At 73.2% G+C, this 19,447-nt stretch carries 23 protein-coding genes; 4 read left to right on the top strand and 19 right to left on the bottom strand.

From position 1 onward, the window contains the following. Nucleotides 1-54: 54 nt before the first annotated feature. A complete protein-coding gene (locus AC6H2I_RS10725; protein WP_497500620.1) occupies nt 55-987 on the top strand; it encodes a DMT family transporter in 933 nt (310 codons plus the stop codon). On the opposite strand, the gene AC6H2I_RS10720 is transcribed toward AC6H2I_RS10725, so the two are convergent. The 5 genes from AC6H2I_RS10720 to AC6H2I_RS10700 are packed head-to-tail and all read right to left on the bottom strand — an operon-like array spanning nt 962 to nt 5,758. Beyond that, nucleotides 962-2,275: a Ni/Fe hydrogenase subunit alpha gene (locus AC6H2I_RS10720; RefSeq protein ID WP_497500619.1), complete on the bottom strand. Its 1,314-nt coding sequence runs from the start codon at nt 2,273-2,275 to the stop codon at nt 962-964. The two genes, AC6H2I_RS10725 and AC6H2I_RS10720, sit on opposite strands and share 26 nt — an antisense overlap. Next, nucleotides 2,272-3,138: an NADH-quinone oxidoreductase subunit B family protein gene (locus AC6H2I_RS10715; protein WP_497500618.1), complete on the bottom strand. Its 867-nt coding sequence runs from the start codon at nt 3,136-3,138 to the stop codon at nt 2,272-2,274. Before AC6H2I_RS10715 ends, AC6H2I_RS10720 begins: the two co-directional genes overlap by 4 nt. A gap of 2 nt (nt 3,139-3,140) precedes the next feature. Next, nucleotides 3,141-4,013, bottom strand: coding sequence for an FAD/NAD(P)-binding protein (locus AC6H2I_RS10710; RefSeq protein WP_497500617.1), 873 nt, complete (start codon nt 4,011-4,013; stop codon nt 3,141-3,143). An 11-nt stretch (nt 4,014-4,024) separates the two neighbouring features. Further along, entirely contained in the window at nt 4,025-4,507 is a 483-nt protein-coding gene (locus AC6H2I_RS10705) for a cyclic nucleotide-binding domain-containing protein (RefSeq protein ID WP_497500616.1), read from the bottom strand. 3 nt (nt 4,508-4,510) lie between these two features. Further along, nucleotides 4,511-5,758, bottom strand: a complete 1,248-nt coding sequence (locus AC6H2I_RS10700) for a 4Fe-4S dicluster domain-containing protein (RefSeq protein ID WP_497500615.1) — start codon at nt 5,756-5,758, stop codon at nt 4,511-4,513. Between the two features lie 280 nt (nt 5,759-6,038). Between AC6H2I_RS10700 and AC6H2I_RS10695 the strand changes: the two genes are divergently transcribed. Next, nucleotides 6,039-6,470, top strand: a complete 432-nt coding sequence (locus AC6H2I_RS10695) for a GIY-YIG nuclease family protein (RefSeq protein WP_497500614.1) — start codon at nt 6,039-6,041, stop codon at nt 6,468-6,470. On the opposite strand, the gene AC6H2I_RS10690 is transcribed toward AC6H2I_RS10695, so the two are convergent. After that, complete coding sequence (locus AC6H2I_RS10690) at nt 6,443-6,661, bottom strand: hypothetical protein (protein WP_497500613.1); 219 nt, start codon at nt 6,659-6,661, stop codon at nt 6,443-6,445. The two genes, AC6H2I_RS10695 and AC6H2I_RS10690, sit on opposite strands and share 28 nt — an antisense overlap. Before the next feature lie 57 nt (nt 6,662-6,718). Beyond that, nucleotides 6,719-7,360: a class I SAM-dependent methyltransferase gene (locus AC6H2I_RS10685; RefSeq protein WP_497500612.1), complete on the bottom strand. Its 642-nt coding sequence runs from the start codon at nt 7,358-7,360 to the stop codon at nt 6,719-6,721. A gap of 84 nt (nt 7,361-7,444) precedes the next feature. Between AC6H2I_RS10685 and AC6H2I_RS10680 the strand changes: the two genes are divergently transcribed. Beyond that, nucleotides 7,445-7,819 carry a hypothetical protein gene (locus tag AC6H2I_RS10680; protein ID WP_497500611.1) on the top strand — a complete coding sequence of 125 codons (375 nt, stop codon included), beginning with the start codon at nt 7,445-7,447 and terminating at the stop codon, nt 7,817-7,819. Between the two features lie 63 nt (nt 7,820-7,882). On the opposite strand, the gene AC6H2I_RS10675 is transcribed toward AC6H2I_RS10680, so the two are convergent. From AC6H2I_RS10675 to AC6H2I_RS10620, 12 genes are all read right to left on the bottom strand, one after another. Beyond that, nucleotides 7,883-8,674: a rhomboid family intramembrane serine protease gene (locus AC6H2I_RS10675; protein ID WP_497500610.1), complete on the bottom strand. Its 792-nt coding sequence runs from the start codon at nt 8,672-8,674 to the stop codon at nt 7,883-7,885. A 150-nt stretch (nt 8,675-8,824) separates the two neighbouring features. Further along, nucleotides 8,825-11,035, bottom strand: coding sequence for a TonB-dependent receptor (locus tag AC6H2I_RS10670; RefSeq protein ID WP_497500609.1), 2,211 nt, complete (start codon nt 11,033-11,035; stop codon nt 8,825-8,827). Nucleotides 11,036-11,179: 144 nt separating this feature from the next. Next, nucleotides 11,180-11,614, bottom strand: a complete 435-nt coding sequence (locus AC6H2I_RS10665; RefSeq protein ID WP_497500608.1) for a DUF2946 family protein — start codon at nt 11,612-11,614, stop codon at nt 11,180-11,182. 78 nt (nt 11,615-11,692) lie between these two features. Next, complete coding sequence (locus AC6H2I_RS10660; protein WP_497500607.1) at nt 11,693-12,118, bottom strand: YqaA family protein; 426 nt, start codon at nt 12,116-12,118, stop codon at nt 11,693-11,695. A gap of 79 nt (nt 12,119-12,197) precedes the next feature. Continuing rightward, entirely contained in the window at nt 12,198-12,374 is a 177-nt protein-coding gene (gene tatA / locus AC6H2I_RS10655; RefSeq protein ID WP_497500606.1) for a twin-arginine translocase TatA/TatE family subunit, read from the bottom strand. A gap of 3 nt (nt 12,375-12,377) precedes the next feature. Continuing rightward, entirely contained in the window at nt 12,378-12,797 is a 420-nt protein-coding gene (locus AC6H2I_RS10650; RefSeq protein WP_497500605.1) for a hypothetical protein, read from the bottom strand. A gap of 140 nt (nt 12,798-12,937) precedes the next feature. Then, a complete protein-coding gene (locus AC6H2I_RS10645) occupies nt 12,938-13,582 on the bottom strand; it encodes a DUF2076 domain-containing protein (protein WP_497500604.1) in 645 nt (214 codons plus the stop codon). Between the two features lie 52 nt (nt 13,583-13,634). Beyond that, on the bottom strand, nt 13,635-14,363 hold the full coding sequence (locus AC6H2I_RS10640) for a Bax inhibitor-1/YccA family protein (protein WP_497500603.1): 729 nt from the start codon (nt 14,361-14,363) through the stop codon (nt 13,635-13,637). 335 nt (nt 14,364-14,698) lie between these two features. Beyond that, entirely contained in the window at nt 14,699-15,817 is a 1,119-nt protein-coding gene (modC, locus tag AC6H2I_RS10635; RefSeq protein WP_497500602.1) for a molybdenum ABC transporter ATP-binding protein, read from the bottom strand. 20 nt (nt 15,818-15,837) lie between these two features. Next, complete coding sequence (gene modB, locus AC6H2I_RS10630; protein WP_497500601.1) at nt 15,838-16,506, bottom strand: molybdate ABC transporter permease subunit; 669 nt, start codon at nt 16,504-16,506, stop codon at nt 15,838-15,840. A gap of 31 nt (nt 16,507-16,537) precedes the next feature. Next, nucleotides 16,538-17,302 carry a molybdate ABC transporter substrate-binding protein gene (gene modA / locus AC6H2I_RS10625; protein WP_497500600.1) on the bottom strand — a complete coding sequence of 255 codons (765 nt, stop codon included), beginning with the start codon at nt 17,300-17,302 and terminating at the stop codon, nt 16,538-16,540. A 29-nt stretch (nt 17,303-17,331) separates the two neighbouring features. Beyond that, nucleotides 17,332-18,123: a TOBE domain-containing protein gene (locus AC6H2I_RS10620; protein WP_497500599.1), complete on the bottom strand. Its 792-nt coding sequence runs from the start codon at nt 18,121-18,123 to the stop codon at nt 17,332-17,334. A 406-nt stretch (nt 18,124-18,529) separates the two neighbouring features. Here AC6H2I_RS10620 and aroF point away from each other — a divergent pair, with 406 nt between their 5' ends. Beyond that, a complete protein-coding gene (gene aroF / locus AC6H2I_RS10615) occupies nt 18,530-19,417 on the top strand; it encodes a 3-deoxy-7-phosphoheptulonate synthase (RefSeq protein WP_497500598.1) in 888 nt (295 codons plus the stop codon). Nucleotides 19,418-19,447 lie beyond the last annotated feature (30 nt).

The raw sequence follows: 19,447 nt of genomic DNA, 5'->3' as shown, positions 1-19,447 counted from the left end.
GACGCCTACCCTCCGTCCGGCCCGCACAGGGGCGGGCCAGGGAGGGCGGACCGGATGGCGCAGGCGACGATCGGAGCGGGCGGGCAGAGTGAGCGCGGGGATGCGGCGGCGGGAGCCCCCTGGCCGCTGGTGGTCCCCTTCTGCCTGGGCTGGAGTTCGGCCTTCGCCGTGGGCAAGGTCGCCATGGCCGACATGCCACCGCTGCTGCTGCTGGCGACCCGGTTCGCGCTGGCCGGCGCAGTGCTGCTGGCGGCGGCGGCGGTGCGCGGACACCTGGCCCGGCTCGACGCGCGGGGCTGGGCGGTGCTGGGCGGGCTCGGCGTGGTGAACACGGCCCTCTACCTCGGGCTCGGCTTCCTGGCGATGGGCGCCGCCTCGTCCGGGCTGGTGGCGATCATCGTCGGCTGCGCCCCCGTGCTGACGGCGGCGGTCGCCGGTCCGCTGCTGGGCGAGGCGCTGACCCGGCGCACGGCGCTGGGGCTGCTGCTCGGGGTGCTCGGCGTGGCGGTGATCGTGCGGGGACGTCTGGACGGCGGGGCCGACACCCCGCTGGGTGTGCTCCTGGCGGCCGGCGCGCTGGTCGCCCTGGTGGCCGGGGCGGTCCTCTACAAGCGCCACGCCCCGCCGGCGGGGCTGCTGGTCAACGGCGGCGTGCAGACCATGGCCGGGGCGCTCGCCCTGCTGCCGGTGGCGGTCGCGGTGGAGGACGCCGGCGCGGTCACCGTCACGGTGCCGCTGCTGCTGGCCGTGGCCCACCTCGTGCTGGTGGTGTCGGTCGGCGCCCACGTCCTGTGGTACGCCCTGCTGGAGCGCACGACCGCGACCACCGCCAGCGCCACCCATTTCCTGATGCCGCCCCTGGGGCTGCTGTACGGGTGGCTGCTGCTGGGTGAGCCGGTGCACCCGCCCGACCTGCTCGGCATCGTGCCCGTGGCCGCCGGGATCTGGCTGGCGTCCCGTCCTACCCCCGCTCCACGGTCAGCCTGAGGAAATGGGTGGCGCACGAGATGCACGGATCGTAGTTGCGGATCGCCTGCTCGCAGCGCCATGTCAGCCGCTCGTCGGACAGGTCGAGGTTGGCGGCCACCACGTCCCACAGGTCGCGCTCGATCTGCTTCTGGTTCTGGGCGGTGGGCGGGACGATGCGGGCGGTGACGATCCGCCCCTCCCCGTCGAGGTCGTAGCGGTGCCAGCAGATGCCGCGCGGCGCCTCGGTGCAGCCGGTGCCGCGGCCGGCACGGACGGTGACGGGGGCGGCGGGCGGATCGGGTTCCTCGTACGCCTCGGCCAGCGCCAGCGCCTCCTCGCAGGCGTAGAGCGTCTCGATGGCCCGGACCAGGATGCTCTGGAACGGGTTGCGCACCACCGGCCCGAGCCCGGCCCCGGCCGCCGCCTCGCGGCACAGCGGCGAAAGCTGGTGGAAGTTGAGGGCGTAGCGGGCCAGCGGCCCGGTCATGTAGGGGCCGCTGCCATCCCGCAACACCCCGTGCAGGGCGTTTGAATGGCGGACGTGCTCCTCGTCGACATGCTCCTCGAAGGCGGCGATGGGGATGTCCAGGCCGCGGTTCGAGACCAGGCGGCCGCGCTCGATGGCGTAGTCGTCGGGGTGGTGCAGGGCGACGAAGGTGTAGTCCTGCTCGAAATCCGGGAAGTCGAGCCCCTGGAACAGGGCGACGGTGGCCAGGCTGTCCTCGATGGCGCGTTTCAGCGGCTCGGCCAGGGCCCGCACCGCGGCGCGCGGCGGCGCCTTGTAGAAGCCGCCGACCCGGGTGTTGACCGGGTGGACGGCGCGGCCGCCGATCACCTCGAGGATGCGGTTGCCCAGCTTCTTGAGGCCGAGCGCCCGCTCCACCACGCCGGGGTGGACCTTGGCGATCTGCAGGGCGTCCTCGAAGCCCATGAAGTCGGGGGCGTGCAGCAGATAGGCGTGCAGCACGTGGCTCTCGATCCACTCGCCGCAGTACATCAGCCGGCGGGTGCGTCGGATGGCCTCCGGCACCACCACCCCCAGCGCCTCCTCCATCGCCTGGCTGGCGCCCATCAGATAGGCGACCGGACAGATGCCGCAGATGCGCGCGGTGATGTCCGGCGCGTCGGAATGGGGGCGGCCCCGCAGCAGCGCCTCGAAGAACCGCGGCGGCTCGAAGATGCGGAACTTGACGTCCTTGAGGACGCCGTCCTTGACCCGCACGTACAGCGCCCCCTCCCCCTCGACCCGGGCGAGGGCGTCGACCTTGATGGTGCGGGTGCCGGCGCCCGCGTCGCGGCTGGTCATCGGGTCACCTCTGCGGGCTCGGCCAACGGGCGATCCCGCCCGTCGTCGTGGGCGTCGCCCTCCTGGCGGAAGGCTTCGGCGTTGGCGGTGAAGGAGCGGAAGGCCAGGGCGATGTCGCGGCGCTCCATCCCCAGCGCCGCCATGCGCCGCGCCAGGCTGGCCGTGTTGGGCGATTCCTGCGGGCCGAAGCAGGCGTAGCAGCCACGCCCCACACCCGGGCACAGGTTGCCGCAGCCCGCCTGGGTCACCGGGCCCAGGCACGGCGTGCCCTGGGCCACCATGACGCACACCGTCCCGGCCATCTTGCACTCCACGCACTGGCTGTGCGCCGGCACCACCGCCTTGCGGCCGTTGAGGAAGGCGTTCAGCACCTCCAGCAGCTGGCGCCGGTCGATCGGGCAGCCGCGCAGCTCGAAGTCGACCGCGACATGGTCCTGGATGGCGGTGGAGGTGGCCAGGGTGTCGATGTACTCCGGGTGGGCGTAGACCGCCCGGGTGAAGGCCTCGACGTCGCGGAAGTTGCGCAGCGCCTGGATGCCGCCGGCGGTGGCGCAGGCGCCGATGGTGATCAGCACCTTGGACTGGCGGCGGATGGCGCGGATGCGCCGGGCGTCGTGGGGGGTGGTGATCGACCCCTCGACCAGCGAGACGTCGTACGGCCCCTTGATCGCCACCCGCGTCGCCTCCAGGAAATAGGCGATCTCCACGGCGCCGGCGACCGCCAGCAGCTCGTCCTCGCAGTCGAGCAGCGAGAGCTGGCAGCCGTCGCACGACGAGAACTTCCAGACCGCCAGCTTGGGCCGCGGCGCGGCGGACCGGGGTGGGGCGGGACGGGGCGCCCTGGGCTTGCGGATCTCGGCCATGGTCAGAGCTCCCACACGGTGAGCAGCGACTCCAGCGCGTCGTAGCGGTAGACCGGCCCGTCGCGGCACACGAAGGTCGGCCCGAACTGGCAATGGCCGCAGAACCCGACGGCGCATTTCATGTTGCGCTCCATCGACAGCCAGGTGTTCTCGCGGGCCGTGCCGCGCTCCACCAGCGCCTCGGCGGCGTAGCGCATCATCACCTCCGGCCCGCAGACGAAGGCGACGGCGTTGCGGCGGTCGAAGCCGCCGGCCTTGATCAGGTTGGTCACCACCCCGACCTTGCCGCCCCAGCTCCCGGTCACCCGGTCGACGGTGACGTGGACCGACACGTCGAACCGGCCCCGCCACTGCTGCAACTCCCGCGCAAACAGCATGTCCTCGGGCGTGCGCGCGCCATAGAGGATCACCACATTGCCGTAGCGCGACCGCTCCGCCAGCACCCGCAGGATGGCCGGGCGCAGCGGGGCCAGGCCGACGCCGCCGGCGACGAACACCACGTCGTGGCCGTGGGCCGTCTCCACCGGCCAGGCCGAGCCGTAGGGGCCACGCACCCCCACCGTCGCCCCCGGGCCGAGGCGGCCCAGCGCCTCGGTCACCTTGCCGACGGAGCGGATGGTGTGGACCAGCACCGAGGGATCGGCCGGGTCGCCGGAGATGGAGATCGGCACCTCGCCCACCCCGAACGTGTAGAGCATGTTGAACTGGCCGGGGCGGAAGGGGAAGGGGCTGCCATCCGCCGCCTCCAGCCACACGGTGAAGGTGTCCGACAGCTCGCGCTTGAACCGCTGGATGCGGAACGGCCGCGGCGTCATCGGGTCGGCGGCCGGGGCGCCGGCCAAAGCGGCTGCGGAGTCGGGGAAGCGGATGGCCATGACCCCCTCCCCTACAGCACCGGCGCCCGGGAGGCGCCGTAGAGATCCTGCATCTGCAGGCGCGCCGCGGTCAGCCGCTCGGCCATCACCGGGACGAAGCGCTGCAGCAGGCGGTAGCCCAGCTCGTGGTTCTCCTCCATCTTGGCGCGCAGGCAGACGGCGTCCAGGCTGACCGCGCGCACCAGGGTGAGGGCGCGGGCGTCGAAGCTCCAGCGGTACGGCGGCACCAGCCACGACCAGCCCAGGATGTCGCCCTCATGCAGGGTTTCCAGCGGCACCCGGCCGCGCCCGGGGATGCCGACCTCCACCACCGCCATGCCGTGGCGCAGGATGTGGAAGCGGTCGGCCGGGGCGCCGCTGCGCAGGATCGCGGCGCCGGCCTCGAACACCTCGTTGCGGGCACAGCCCGCCATCAGGGCGAGCGCGTCCGGCTCGAAGTCCCGGAAGAACGGATGCTCCCGCAGGAGGCGATCCAACCCCTCGACCTGGACCATCGCTCAGCTCCCCTGTTCGCCGGCGCCGGCACCGGCGGTCCCGGGCGCGGTGTCGCGGCCGGACTCCCGGATGGCGCGGGCCTCCTCGGTGATGTCGATGCCGACCGGACACCAGGTGATGCAGCGGCCGCAGCCGGTGCAGCCCGACGTGCCGAACTGCGCGTGCCAGGTCGACAGCTTGTGGGTGATCCACTGCCGGTAGCGTGCGCGCGTCTCGCGCCGCACGCTGCCGCCGTGGATGTAGGAGAACTCGAGGCTGAAACAGGAATCCCACCGGCGCACCCGCTCGCTGGTGGTGCCTGCGAGATCGGTGGTGTCCTCCACGGTGGAGCAGAAGCAGGTCGGGCACACCATGGTGCAGTTGGCGCAGGACAGGCAGCGCGCCGCCACGTCGTCCCAGCGCGGGTGCTCCAGGTTGCCGGCCAGCAGGCCGGCCACGCCCGGCACCATCTCCCGCCCCATCCGCGTGCGCGCCCTCAGCGCCACCGCCTCGGCCATCGCCAGGTCGCGCGCCTCGGCCGGCCGCCCCGGCAGGCGCGCCAGCAACGCGGCCCCGCGCTCGCCCTCCGCCTCGACCAGGAAATCGTGGCGGCCGTCGCCCAGCAGTTCGGTGAGCGCGAGGTCGTAGCCGGACTCGGCCCGCGGGCCGCCGTCCATCGACACGCAGAAGCAGGTGCCGGACGGCCGCGCGCAGGTCACCGCCACCACGAAGGCGGCGCCCCGCCGCGCGGCGTAGCCGCGATCGATATAGGGCGCGGCGTCGCCGCGGTCGGTATAGGACGCGGCGTCGCCGGCCAGCCCGAACACCCGGTCCTGGACCGCCATCGCCCGCAGCTCGCACGCCCGCACCCCGAAGAAGGCGACGCGCGGCGGCGGCCCGGCCGGCGCGGCGATGGAGAACCCGTCCTCCGCGCGCTCCCCGCCCCCCCCGGCCACGCCCGCTGGCCGCCGCGCCGACCACAGGGTCTGGCGGGGCGGGTAGAGATGGCGCTTCCAGGAGTGCGGACCGAGGGTGTAGCCGAACAGCGCCCCGTCGCCTGCCTCCACCAGGCGGTAGCGGCCGCCGTCCTGCTCGTCGACGTAGCCGATGGGAAGGGCGGCGGTGGATTCCAGCGTGTCGTGGACGACGGCACCGTCGCGCACCCGCGGACCGATCACCGTGTAGCCGTCGCCGCGCAACGCCGCGATCAGGGCGTCGAGGCCGCTGCGCCCCACCACCCGGCGCCGCTCGGTCGTCTCGGTCCGATCCATGGCCTCGCCTCCCCGCAGCGACCCGTGGCACCGAGTGTGCGCCATCCCGATTGTGCGCTCCGTGATCTGCCTCAATCACCGCCGCGCCCGACCGGGGGATGCGACGCCATGCCGCTGGTCTTGCGAGGGGGCCGGCGGCCGGGCACGGCGCAGGGGGCCGGCGCGCGCCGCGGCATGAGGTCGCGGCCACGGCACCCATGGCGCCGGATCAGCCTGGACCGCCGTCGCCGGGCGGCGTCATATGATGGTCCGGACTCCGCGCAAACGAAAGGGGACGGCGGTGTTCCACACCTCGGCCGCGACGATTCCCGCGTCCCCCGGCGCGTACGTGCTGGCGGTGCGGCTCGATGGCCCGCTCGCCATCGCCCTGCCGCGCCGGCCGGCGCTGACCCTGCCGCCCGGGCGGTATCTCTATTGCGGCAGCGCCTGGGGACCCGGCGGCCTGCGGGCCCGGCTGGGCCGCCACCTGCGGCACCCGACGGTGGCGCGCTGGCACATCGACCGCCTGACGGAGGCCGGGGTGGTGCTGGGTGGCTGGGCGTTCCCCGGCGGCGACGAGTGCGCGCTCGCCGCCGCCCTCGGGGACCTGCCGGTGCCGGTGCCGGGCTTCGGCAGCAGCGACTGCCGGGGGTGCCGGAGCCACCTGCTGGCGTGGCCGGAGGGCGCCGCCGTGGCGCTTCCGGATCAGCCGCCGCGCGACGGCTCGTCGTAGCGGTCGGCCTTGCGGCGGTCGTCCTCGACCTCTTGCCCCATCTCCTCGCCGATCCTGGGATCGACCGTGCGGGCCTGCTTGGCGAGGTCGCGGGCCTTCGCCTCGTCGCCGGCGATCGCCTTGTCGATGGCGGTGTCGGCGAGGTCGTGGGCCTTGGCGTGCTCGGGGCTGCTCTCGTGCTTGCCGGCCATGGCGCGTCTCCTGCTGCGGTTCGGGGGTGTGGGTCGTCCCCCCTCAACCGCCGGCGGTCAGGGGCGTTCCGCGGCCCCCGCCGCACGGCGGCATTGCAGGACGCTGAACAGGCCCAGGGGCGGGACGGTGTCCATCTCCTCGACCTCGACCGCCGAGCCGGAGAGCAGGGCGTCCATCGTGAAGTCGGGGCGCCAGCCCAGCTTGCGCGAAAAAGGGGCGAGGCCGCGCTCGACGCTGCGGCGCAGCCCCGGGCGGGTCTCGGCGAAGTGGTTGACGATGACGATCTCGCCGCCGGGGCGGCACACCCGCTCCAGCTCGGCCAGGGTGCCCTGGGGATCCGGGACCACCGTCAGCACGTACATCGCGGCGACCACGTCGAAGCTGGCATCGGCGAAGGCCAGCCGGCCGGCGTCCATTTCCGCCAGCCCCGCCACATGGTCCAGCCCCTCGCGCCGGACGCGCTGGCGGGCCACCGCCAGCATGTCGCTCGACAGGTCGATGCCGACCACGGACAGGTCGCGGCGGTACCGGGGCAACGAGATCCCGGTGCCGACCCCCACCTCCAGCACCCGCCGGCCGCCCTGGCGGTTGATCCGCGCCACCGCGGCGCGCAGCCCCGGCGCCAGCAGCCGGCCGAACACCTCGTCGTAGAAGCCGGCGTAGCGGCGGTAGGCGGAGCGGATCGATTCGGTGTCCACGCTGTTCCTCCCCTTCGTGTCTCCGGCACGCGGCGGTCAAGGCCGCGATTGCGCGGGCGGCGATGAAACCTCATCTAGGAACAGATGACCAGCACCGACGCACCCATGAACGAGCAACAGCCCAGCGACACCGCGGAAGGCCACAGCCGCGGCGCCAAGGCCGACCGCATCATCGGCCGCCGCTTCGACCGGGCGGAGCGCCACCTGCCGGAGCTGTTCCGGGCGTGGCTCGTCCATTTGCGCAAACCGTCGGCGAGCTGGGTGCGCATTCCCGTGGGGCTGCTGCTGATCCTCGGCGGGCTGCTCGCCTTCCTGCCCGTCCTCGGCCTGTGGATGCTGCCCCTGGGGCTGCTGCTGCTGGCCCTCGACGTGGCGCTGCTGAAGCGGCCCACCGCCTTCATGGTGGTGATCGGCGAACGCCGCTGGAAGCGCCTCGTCCGCTGGTGGCGCCAGCGCTGAGCGCCGACCGGCGCCTCATCCCCAGCGCCGACCGGCGCCTCACCCCCAGCGCCGGCCGGCGCCTCACCCCCAGGGCCGGCCGCGGTCCCCGGACGCGGGCACGCTGCCACGCCGGCGCATGGCCGCGGAGGCCGGCAGGGTGCTGAAGGCCCGGCTGTGGGACGGCTGCCACAGCGCCACGCCGCGCCGCCGGAAGAAGGGGATCAGCACGACTCCGGCGACGAAGCCGCCGACATGGGCCCAGAACGCCACCCCGCCGTCGCCGCCGGTGGAGGTGGCGACGCCGCTGAGGATCTGGCCCAGGAACCACAGGCCCAGCACGATCACCGCGGGCACGTTGACCAGGGTCACGAAGACGATGATCCACACCAGCACACGCACATTGGCGCGGGGATGAAGGACGAGGTACGCGCCGAGCACGCCGCCGATGGCCCCGCTGGCGCCGATCATCGGCACCTGCGACTGCGGCGCCGCCAGCGCCTGGGCCAGCGCCGCGGCGATGCCGCACAGCAGGTAGAACAGCACGAAGCGGCCGCGCCCCATGCTGTCCTCCACGTTGTTGCCGAAGATCCAGAGGTACAGCATGTTGCCGGCGATGTGCAGGACCCCGCCGTGCAGGAACATGGATGTGATCACGGTCGCCCAGGCCGGCACCGGGGACAGGCCGGGCGGCAGCTCCGCATAGCCGAACAGCAGGGCCGGCACCGTTCCGTAGGTGTAGACGGCCACCGCCTCGGCCCGTGGCGCCAGGGTGAACTGCCAGGCGAACACCAGCGCGCACAGCGCCACGATCGCCAGGGTCACCAGCGGAAACCGCCGGGTCGGGTTGTCGTCGTAGAGGGGAAGGAAGAACATCGGCCGGTCCTGGCTGTCTCGTCGGTGCGCCCGCGTCCGAGCTTACACCGCGCCAACGCCGGCACGTAGGCTGCTGTTCCCACGCGGCCGGCGCCCGGTCCCATGGGTGCCGGCCGGGGGCGGCGGGTCGCCCCCGGGGCCGGACCGACGTCAGAAGGACGCCGTCAGGGTGGCGAAGACGGACCGGCCGGGACCGGGAACGGCCCCGACCATGCCCTGGCTTCCCTCCGCCCGGTAGTCGGCGTAGGCGACGCCGCCCAGCGGCAGGTCGTGGTCCTGGTCGAGCAGGTTCTCCACCCCGACGTCGAGGCGGACGGCGCCCCACTGGTACCCGGTGCGCAGGTTGACCAGGGCGTAGCTTGCGGTCTCCGGCTCGTTGCGGACGTCGGCCACCCGGCTCTTCCGGGACACCGCCTGGACCTCCAGGGCGCTGGCCCAGGGGCCCAGCCGGTGCTCGAGCGCCAGCGCGGCGTTGACCGGCATGATGTGGTAGAGCGCGTCGCCGGTGTCGAGGTTGCGGCCGTGCGTCCAGCCGACGGTGCCCGACAGCCGGAACCGGCCGAGGCGCTCGTCCTGATGGACGAGGGCGGCGGCGCTCAGATTGGCGCCGTAGAGCGCGGCGTCGTGGTTGGCGAAGCGCAGCTGGACGAATCCGTTGCTCAGGGTGCCGATGCGGTCGACGTCGATGAAGTCGCGGACGTAGGTGTAATAGGGGGTGACCCGGACCTCCCACGCCCCGGCCGGATCGTGCAGGGCGGCGGTGGCGCTCACGGTGTGGGCCACTTCGGGATCCAGGTCGGGGTCGCCGACATAGCCGTTGGCGTCGCCGAACCAGCCGTTCATGCTGCTGGACATGGCGCCGGTCCCCCAGGCATACCGCTCGTAGAGGTTCGGGGACCGGGTCTTGCGGGCGTAGCCGGCCTCCAGCGTGAGGGTCTGCGACGCGGCGTAGCGGGCCAGCGCCGTCAGGTCGACGTGCACGTCGGTGCGGGCACGGTCCGCCGCGTTGAACGCGGCGGCGTCGGCCGCATCCGGATTGGGCATCGCCATCATGCCCATGCCGATGGTGCGCTGCCACGAGTAGGGCTGGACCTCGCCGGCGTCCATCCACACCATGTCGTTGCGCACCCCCACCAGGGTGGTCCACGCCGGCGACCACGTCGCCTCCCACTCGGCATAGGTGCCCAGGCGGTTGCGGGTGCCGTCGCTGACGTTCCAGTAGGTCTGCGGCCCCATCATCATCGACCCGGCGACCGCATCCCACCAGTCGTCGATGCGGTGATGGCGGAATTCGTTGCCCACCCGCAGGCGGTGGACGTCGGACAGCGGGATGTCGGCGGCCAGGGCGTAGCCGGCGTCGACCGCCAGCGTGTCCATCGGCATTCCGCCATCGGCCGTGCCGCCCTTGTCGGACAGGAAGTTCATGGTGTGCGACGTGCGCCGCCAGTCGACCCGGGCATCCAGCGTGCCCCAGTCGAAGCTGCCCTCGTAGCGGCCCCGGGCAAACACGCTGCGGTTGTCGGTCAGGTCCATCCGCTGGTTGGGGAACCCCTGATACGGCATGGTCTGCAGGCCGGCCTGGAGGGTGAACCGGTCGTCGCCGTGCCGGACCCCGAGGGTCACCATGTTGTCCTGCACCGCGTAGAGGGTCGAGCGCACCTCGCGACCGTCGCCCGCCGTGTAATTGTCGGCACGGGTCCAGGCACCGCTGTAGGCCAGGCTCAGCGTGTCGCTGGCCACCGACGCCGCGGCGGTGCCGGTGGCCGCGTCCCCGTTCGAGCGGTAGGTCGCCGACAGCGTCCCGGCGGTGCGGATGCCCTCGCCCGCGGCGGCGAACTCGGGCGGCGCGCTGTCGATGGCGATGGTGCCGGCGATGTTGTCGCCGCCGGCGCTGACCGGGGCGATGCCGGCCCACACCTGGGCCCGCGCGACCTGGGACGGGGCGATGGTGGACAGCGCCGGGTTCATCTGGTTGGGGCAGGCCGGGGTGACCGGGGCTCCGTCGATCAGGATGTTCACCCGGTCGGCGGCCAGCCCGTTGAGGGCGGGCAGGCTGGACACCCCGCCGGCGCCGTAGAGGCTGACCCCGGGCAGGCCGCGCAGCAGGGCGGCCGTCTCGGCGGCGGTGAGGCGGCGGGTGGACAGGTCCGCACCCTCCACGGCGCCGCCGGACAGGATCGCCGCGGGGTCCGCCAGGGGCGCGGTGACGACCACCGGGGGCATGGTGTGGACGGTTTGGGCCTGGAGGGTTTGGGCTTGAAGGGTTTGGGCCTGGCCGCCCGCGGGCAGCAGGCAGGTCAGGGCGGCCCCCGACCGCAGGGCCGTGCGCAGGGCGCCGGCCATGGCGAATCGCGACGTCATCTGGATCCTCGAGGTGCAGCCGGCCACGCGCGCGCGGTCGATCGCGCGGCGGCGTGCCGGACGGAGCGGGAATGGCTGGACGAACGGCCGGCGGCGCCGGCCGGGCGGCCGCGTCGACGGCTGGCGCGCCGACGGGGCGCGCGCTCAGGCGGCCGGCGGACCCCGCGCCTGGAGCGTCGACAGGAACCAGCCGGCCACCACGAGGCGGCCGGGCAGCGCCTCCGGTCCGTGGCGCATCACCGCCTGCGGCGCCATCGTCAGCAAGGGCGGCGGCGGTGCCAGGCCGGCCATCAGCGGACACAGCGGGCAGCCCGTCGCGGTGGACGCGGGCGGCGTCTCGTCGTCGCCGGACGGCAGCGGCGCGCCGTTGACGCTGATCGTCACCAGCCCCTGCGCGGTGCAGATGGTGATCCATCCGTCCGACCCGCCGCCCGACCCGGAGAGGGCGGGCATGGTCAGCGCCCAGGCGAAGACCTGGAGCATCAGGGCCAGGGCGCCGGCCGCCAGGCCGGCGAGGCGCACGCGCGATCGGCGCGTCGACGGCACGGCCGCCGGCCCGCCCCACGTCAATCGCCGCACGGCGACTCTATGACCTGCGCCATCCCCCATACGGTGGATATTGCACGGAACCCCCGGGCTGTAAAGGATCGGCCGCGGTCACAGCGCGGTCATCACCAGGCCGTAGCGGATCACCTTGCCCATGGCGACCAGGGACACGAACAGCCAGAAGTTCACGCGCAGGATGCCCGCCGCGAAGGTCAGGGGATCGCCGATGAAGGGCGCCCAGGCCAGCAGCAGCGACCACGCCCCCCAGCGCTCGTACCAGCGCGACGCCCGCTCGATCACCGCCGGCTTGATGGGGAACCAGCGGCGGTCCTTGAAGTGCTCGATGTAGCGGCCGAGGGCCCAGTTGATGGTGGAGCCCAGGGTATTGCCCACCGTGGCGACGATCAGAAGCCAGAAGGTCGAGTAGTCGCCCGAGAGATGAAGGCCGATCAGCACGAACTCCGACTGGATCGGCAGGAAGGTGGCGGCCGCGAGCGAGGTGAGGAACAGGCTGCCGTAGGCCAGGAAATCGTTCACGCCCGCCTCATGCCTTCCCGCCCCCGCGCGCCACGCCCGCAAGGGGAACAGCGCGGCCGGCGATCGGTGCCCGGGCCGGTCAGCGGACGTCCGGCGGACCGTCGCCCTTGGCGCCGCCGTCCTCGTCCTTGAGCCCGTCCTTGAAGGCGCGGATGCCCCGCCCGACGTCGCCCATCACCGAGGGCAGCTTGCCGGCCCCGAACAGGATGAGGAGGATCACCACGAGGATCAGGATCTCCCAGGCGCTCAGTCCCACAGGCTACCCTTTCGGCCGGCACACGACGTCATACCCGATCATGGCGAGCTTGACGGTCTTCGGAATCGGATCCGCCCCGCAGAGGTAGCGCTCAACCGCGTCGCGGTCCAGCCCCAAGGCGTCGGCGAGGGCGGCCGGGCTCAACCGGCGCCGTCCGGCCCACCGGCCCAGGCGCTCGGCGTCCTGGGCAAGGGCGAGCCGCCAGAGGTCGGCCGCCGGCAGGGCCGTGCCGTCGCCCCAGCGCAGCGCCCCGCCCTCCGCCGCCACGGCGACCGCGCGGAAGGGACCGGCGAACAGGTGCGCACAGGCGCCCGACAGGTCGACGTCGTGGTCGGTCCCGTCGTCCCAGGTGATGAACACCACATGCCCCTCTCCGGTCGCCGCCGCGGCGATCCGCCGTCCGGCCGCCGTTCGCTCCGCCATGCCCCGCCCGCCCCCTCGCCAAACCGTGGGGCCAGCGGCCCGCGTGTCCATAGGGTGGGAACGCCGGGGCCGAAACGGAAGGGGCGGCGCGCCAACGACGCGCCGCCCCCTCCGTTCGGGTCGGTGCCACGGCCTGCGGCTCAGAACTCCATGTCACCGCCGTCGTCGAAGCCGCCCCAGCCCTCGTCCACCTGCGGCTCCTCCGCTGGCGCCTCGGCGGCGGCGGAATCCGCCTCGGCCGCGGCATCGGCGGGGGGCTCGGCCGCGGCCGCGTCGTTGCCCATGAAGGCGTCGGCCAGCATGCTGCCCAGCATCACCCCGCCGGCCACGCCCAGCGCCGTCTGCATCGCCCCGGCGAGGAAGCCGCCGCCGCCGCCGGTCATCCGGCCGCGCTGCGCGTAGGCACCGATGCGCGGGTCCATGCCGGGCACCGCCGGCGCCGCCGCCGCACCCCACGGCGACCCGGGCCGCGCGCCGGACGGGACGCGGGGGGCCGGCGGGGCCGGCCTGGCGGCGCCGCCGAACAGGCCGCCGAAGATGCCGCCGGACGCGGCGGGACGGTTGCGCAGCTCCTCCTCCAGCTCCTGGGTGTGGGCCTGGGCGGCGGCCAGCGCCTGCTCCAGCATGACCACGGCCTGGGTCATCAGGTAGGGGGAGGCGGGCTGGGCGGCGACGCGGTCGCGGATGTGCGCCTCGGCCTCGGGATCGCGGGGCCCCGACTGGGCTTCGGCCTGGCGCAGCTTGGCGAACAGCTCGTCGATGATCTGGCGCTCGGTCTGGTCCATGGTGGTCTCGTGTCCTTAAGGGGGGTGCGGGGCGGGGGCGGCGCCGGCGCGCCTACTCCTCGCGCTGGCCCATGAGCTGCATCAGCATCTGGAACAGGTTGATGAAGTTCAGGTAGAGCGACAGGGCGCCCATCACCGCCAGCTTCGTGTTGGTCTCCTCGCCGTGGTGCTCGGCGTAGGATTCCTTGATGTTCTGGGTGTCGTAGGCGGTCAGGCCGGTGAACACGACGACGCCGATCACCGAAATGGCGAACTGCAGCGCCGAGGAGCCGACGAAGATGTTCACCAGGCTGGCGATGACGATGCCGATCAGGCCCATGATCAGGAACGAGCCCATCTTCGACAGGTCGGCCTTGGTGGTGTAGCCCCACAGGCTCATCGCCGCGAACATCGCCGCGGTGATGAAGAAGACGCGGGCGACGCTGGCGCCGGTGAACACCAGGAAGATCGACGCCATGGACACGCCCATGACGCCGCAGAAGGTCCAGAACAGCGCCTGCAGGCCGCTGGCGGACATCCGGTCGAAGCGCCAGGACAGCACCATGATGAAGGCGAGCGGCGCCAGCATCACCACCCACTTCAGCGGCGTGGTGAAGATCGGCACGTAGAGCGCCGGGGTGCTGGCGACCAGGAAGGCGACGGCGCCGGTCAGCGCCAGGCCCAGCATCATGAAGTTGTAGACGCGCAGCATGTGGCGGCGCAGGCCTTCGTCGAAGGCGGCGGTGTCGACGGTGCGGGCGTGACCGCCCCATCGGCTCTGCTGGGGATGCGGATCGAACATGTCGGAAAACTCCCTGTTGAACGCGCGGCGCCCGTCGGCGGCCGGCCGCAGGGGTGCGGCGACCGGAGGGGCGGCGGCAGTGGCGTTGCAAGCGTTTCTTGGTACGGGATCGGCGGACCGGGCGCGCGACGCGGCCGCGGGGGCAACGGCGCCATCGCCGCTCCACCACAGAACCGCCGTCGTCATCGAACCCTCCAGATGCGGTCGCGCCCGTCGGCACAAGAGCAGGTGAAGGGATCCGACATCGCGGTCGACGACTCGACCGCCAGAGGGGCCCGGATCCGTTTCGCGCCGCTCACATAAGCAGGCGCCGGCCACCGTTCAAGAGGGGGCCGTCAGGCGATCAGGGCGATTCCCTTGACCTGGACGTGGACCGCCTCCCCGACCGCAAACTCCAGCGCGTCCCAGGACTTGCGGGTGATGCGGGCGAGCACCCGCGCGCCGTGGGGCTCCACGCCCAGCCGCAGCAGGACGTTGACCTGGGCCGCGTCCTGGACCTCGGCCGAGACGATGCGGGCGGGCAGGGTGTTGACGATGGTGCTGTCGGCGGCGGGGCGGCGCGCCAGGCTGACGTCGGACGCCGCCACGCGGACGCGGCGCCGGGCGCCGACCGGGCCCAGCGCCCCCGGCACCTGCAGCACGGCCCCCTCCACGCCGAGCGCCGTCAGCCCGTAGACGGGGTCGACGCCGAGCACGGTGGCGTGCAGGGTGACCCCGGCCTCCGGCATGCGGGCGATCGGCAGGGTGGGGTCGGCCTGCAGCCGCTCCAGCGGTCCGGCCGCCACGACCCGCCCGTCGCGCAGCAGGACGAGGTGGTCGGCCAGCCGCTCGACCTCGGCGATGTCGTGGCTGACGTAGAGCACGGGAATCGACAGCGCGTCGTGGAGCGCCTCCAGATAGGGCAGGATCTCCTCCTTGCTGAAGCGGTCGAGCGCCGCCAGCGGCTCGTCCATCAGCAGCAGGCGCGGCTGGGTCAGCAGGGCGCGCCCCATGGCGACGCGCTGGCGCTCGCCCCCCGACAGCCGGGCCGGCGCCCGGTCCAGCAGGCGGTCCAACCCCAGGAGCCCGACCACGTCGTCGAAGCGCACGGTCTCGACCGCGCCGGCGCGCAGGGCGCGGCGGCAGCCGAAGGTCAGGTTGGCGCGCACCGACAGGTGCGCAAAGAGGCTCGCCTCCTGGAAGACGTAGCCGATGGGACGGCGGTGCGGCGGCCGGAACGCCGCCCCGTCCTGCCAGGTCTCGCCGCCCAGCGAAAAATGCCCCTCCGCCAGCCGGTGGAGCCCGGCGACGCAGCGCAGCACCGTGGTCTTGCCGCACCCCGACGGGCCGAACAGGGCGGTCACCCCGCGCCCCGGGGCGGCGAACGCCACGTCCAGGCGGAACGCGCCGAGCGCACCGGCGAACCGCGCCGCCATGGCCTGGGGATCGCCGCCTGCCGGCGCCGCCGGGCTCATGTCCGGGTCCGCCGCCGGACTCACGCCCGGGGCCGCCCGATGCGCTTTTCCAAGGTCATCATCGCCAGGATCACGGCGAACGAGAACGCCAGCATCCCGCCGGCCAGCAGATGGGCCTTGTCCCACTCCAGCGTCTCCACATGATCGTAGATGGCCACCGACAGCACCTTGGTCTCGCCGGGGATGTTGCCGCCGATCATCAGCACCACGCCGAACTCCCCCACCGTGTGGGCGAAGCCCAGAACGGCGCCGGTCAGGAAGCCGGGCCGGGCCAGCGGCAGGGCCACGGTGAGGAAGGTGTCGAGCGGCGAGGCGCGCAGGGTCGCCGCCACCTCCAGGGGGCGGTCGCCGAACGCCTCGAAGGCGTTGCGGATGGGCTGGACGACGAACGGCATGGAGTACAGCACCGAGCCGATCACCAGCCCCTCGAAGGTGAAGGCCAGCGACCGCGCCCCCCACAGCCCGGCCAGCAGCCCCCCCGGCCCGTTCGGCCCGAGCAGGACCAGAAGATAGAACCCCAGCACCGTCGGCGGCAGCACGAGGGGCAGCGCCACCACCGTGGCGACCGCCTCCTTCCACCAGGCGGTGGAGCGCGCCAGCCACCACGCCAGGGGCGTTCCCAGCAGCAGCAGGATGCCGGTCGTCAGGAGCGCCAGCTGGAGCGTCAGCAGCACCGGTGTCCAATCCATCCGCCAGCCCCCCTCGCGGCCGCCCCGCGCCTCAGCCCTGGGCGGCCGTGCCGTAGCCGAACCGCTGGATCACCTTGGCCGCTTCCGGCCCGCGAAGGAAGTCCACGAAGGCCTTGGCCGCCTCGTCGCCGGCGCCGGTCTTCAGGAGCACCGCGTCCTGGCGGATCGGATCGTGCAACGTCTCCGGCACCACCCAGCGCGACCCGTCCTCGCGGCCGACGACCTGGGACAGGGCGACGAACCCCACCTCGGCGTTGCCGGTGTCCACGAACTGATAGGTCTGGGCGATGCTGTTGCCCTGCACCAGCTTGCCCGCCAGCGCCGCGTCGACGCCGAGAGCGGTCATCGCCTGCACGGCGGCGGCGCCGTAGGGCGCGGTCTTGGGGTTGGCGATGGCGATCTTGTCGAACGCCGCCGCGGTCAGCGTCTCCGGGCCGGTCACGGCGGCCGCGTCCCTGCTCCACAGCACGAGCCGGCCGATGGCGTAGGGGAACACGGTGCCGGCCACCGCCAGCCCCTCCTCCACGGCGCGGCGCGGACGCTCGTCGTCGGCCGCCAGGAACACCGCGAAGGGCGCACCCTGGGTGATCTGGGTGTAGAGCTGCCCGGTCGAGCCGAAGCTGAGCACGGCGCGGTGGCCGGTCTTCTCCGTGAAGGCCGCGGCGATCTCCTTGGCGGCCTCGGTGAAGTTGGCGGCGACGGCGACGTTGGTGTCCGCCGCCACCGCCCGGCCGGCGGCCATCGCCGGCGCCAGGGCCAGGGCCAGGGCCAGGGTGGACAGGGTGCGTCGAGTCATCGGGGTCTCTCCCGTTCCGGTTGGTGCGGTCAGTCGACGGCCAGCAGCACATCGGAGGCCTTGACCAGGGCGCAGGCCCTGGCGCCGACCCGCAGGTCCAGGTCCTCGGCGCTGCGGGCGGTGATGATGGCGGTCAGGGTCTTGCCGCCGCCGATGTCCAGGACGACCTCGGCGTTGACCCCGCCGTCCTCCCGCCGCACCACGGTGCCGGCGATGCGGTTGCGCGCGGAGACGCGGCCGACCTCGCCCTCGGGCGCGAGCAGCACGAAATTGGCCTTGATCAGGGCCATCGCCTCGCGGCCGGGCACCAGGCCCAGGCTGTGCGCCCCCTCGCGGGTGATGACCGCGTGCACGGTGGTGGCCTCGGAGATGGCCAGGGCGACCTCCGCGTTCACCGCGTCCTCGGTCACCGCCGTCACCGTGCCGCGAAGGGCGTTGCGCGCGCTGGTCTTCATCAGGAATCCCCACATCAGCGTGTTGACCGAAATGCCGGTCCCGTCGAGCTCCGGCTCGAGCGCCCTCAAGGTCCGCGCCAAGTCCGCCTCGAGGCGGTGGAAGGTCGCCACCACCCGCACGCCTTCGGCCGTCAGCGCCGCCCCGCCGCCTTTGCGGCCGCCGGCGCGGGTGCCCACCAGGGGCCGGCCGAACAGGTTGTTCATGGCGTCGACGGCGTCCCACGCGGCCTTGTAGGTCAGGCCGACGGCGCGCGCGGCGGCGGCGATGCTGCCGTGCCGCCCCACCGCCTCCAGCAGGCGGATGCGCTCCCGCCCGACCGGCGCCCCGTGGTCGCCACGCAGCGCCACCGACGCTTCCAGCGGCATCGCCGCGCCCTCCCCGCCGTCACTCGTAATATAGTCACTCTATATAACGCCGGGGGTCCGCTGTCCAGCCATTGCGTGGGGCGCGCCCGGACCCCTGGCCCGCAAGGCGAAAAAAAAGCCATGGCCCCCGGGTCGGGAGCCATGGCTTGGTCGAGGTGGCCTGGCCGCGCACGCGCTCCGCCAGGCAACAATTGTCGGCTCTGACAACATGGGCGCGCCGGAACGATTTGTCCACGGCCGACTCCGCATCGCTCGTGGGGGCAGGCATGCGCGGGGGACACCCGTCGCGCCGCCCCGGGCCGCGGGGGTCCGTCGCACCCCCGCACGCGGTGTTGGCCCCGTCGGCACGGGCGCCTATACTCCGCGCCCGTTCGACGCCCACCGGCTTCACGCACCAGGATCGATCATGGCCATCAGCAACGCCGCACCCGGCAAGGACATCTCCGCCGAGGACCTCGCCACCAAGTTCCCGCTCGCCGCCAAGAAGGACCCCGACCACGTCACCCGCTTCACCGTCGCCGGGGTCGAGTTCGGCGGGCCGCTGGTGCCGATCATGGCCGGCCCCAACACGGTGGAGAACGAGGCGATGATCGTCGACACCGCCAAGGCGGTGAAGGCGGCCGGCGGCCACATCCTGCGCGGCGGGGCGTTCAAGCCGCTGACCTTCCCCTACCGCTCGGAGAAGTACTTCGAGACCCGCGAACAGGGGCTGGAGTGGCTGGCCAAGGCGCGCGACGCCAGCGGCCTGCCGATCATCACCGAGGTGATGGCGACCGAGCAGCTCGCCGCCGTCGCCGCCGTCGCCGACATCCTCCAGATCGGCACCCGCAACATGCAGAACTACCCGCTGCTGAGCGCCGCCGGGCGCACCGGCAAGCCGGTGATGCTGAAGCGGGGCTTCGGCTGCTCCCTGCGCGACTGGCTGGGCGCCGCCGAATACATCATGGTCGAGGGCAACACCCAGGTGATCCTGTGCGAGCGGGGCATCGTCGCGCCGCACACCCACCGCGCCTCCTCGCGGTTCCTGCTCGACCTCCAGGTGGTCCCGGCGGCCAAGGAGGTGACGCACCTGCCGATCGTGACCGACCCCTCCCACGCCACCTTCTGGCGCCCGTGGGTGAAGCCGATGGCGCTGGCGTCCATCGCCGCCGGCGCCGACGGCGTGATGATCGAGGTCCACCCCGATCCCGTGAACGCCGCCGTGGATCCCCTTCAGCCCGTCGACTTCGCCGAGTTCGCGGCGATGGTGACGGCCATGCGCGCGGTCGCCGCGGCGGTCGACCGCACCGTCTGAGTCCGGACCGGCGGGGCGGCGCCGCGGACT

Source organism: Azospirillum sp. NS33, assembly GCF_059703765.1.
The sequence above is the reverse complement of the archived record's forward strand: the minus strand, read 5'-3'. Positions and strand labels throughout refer to the sequence as shown.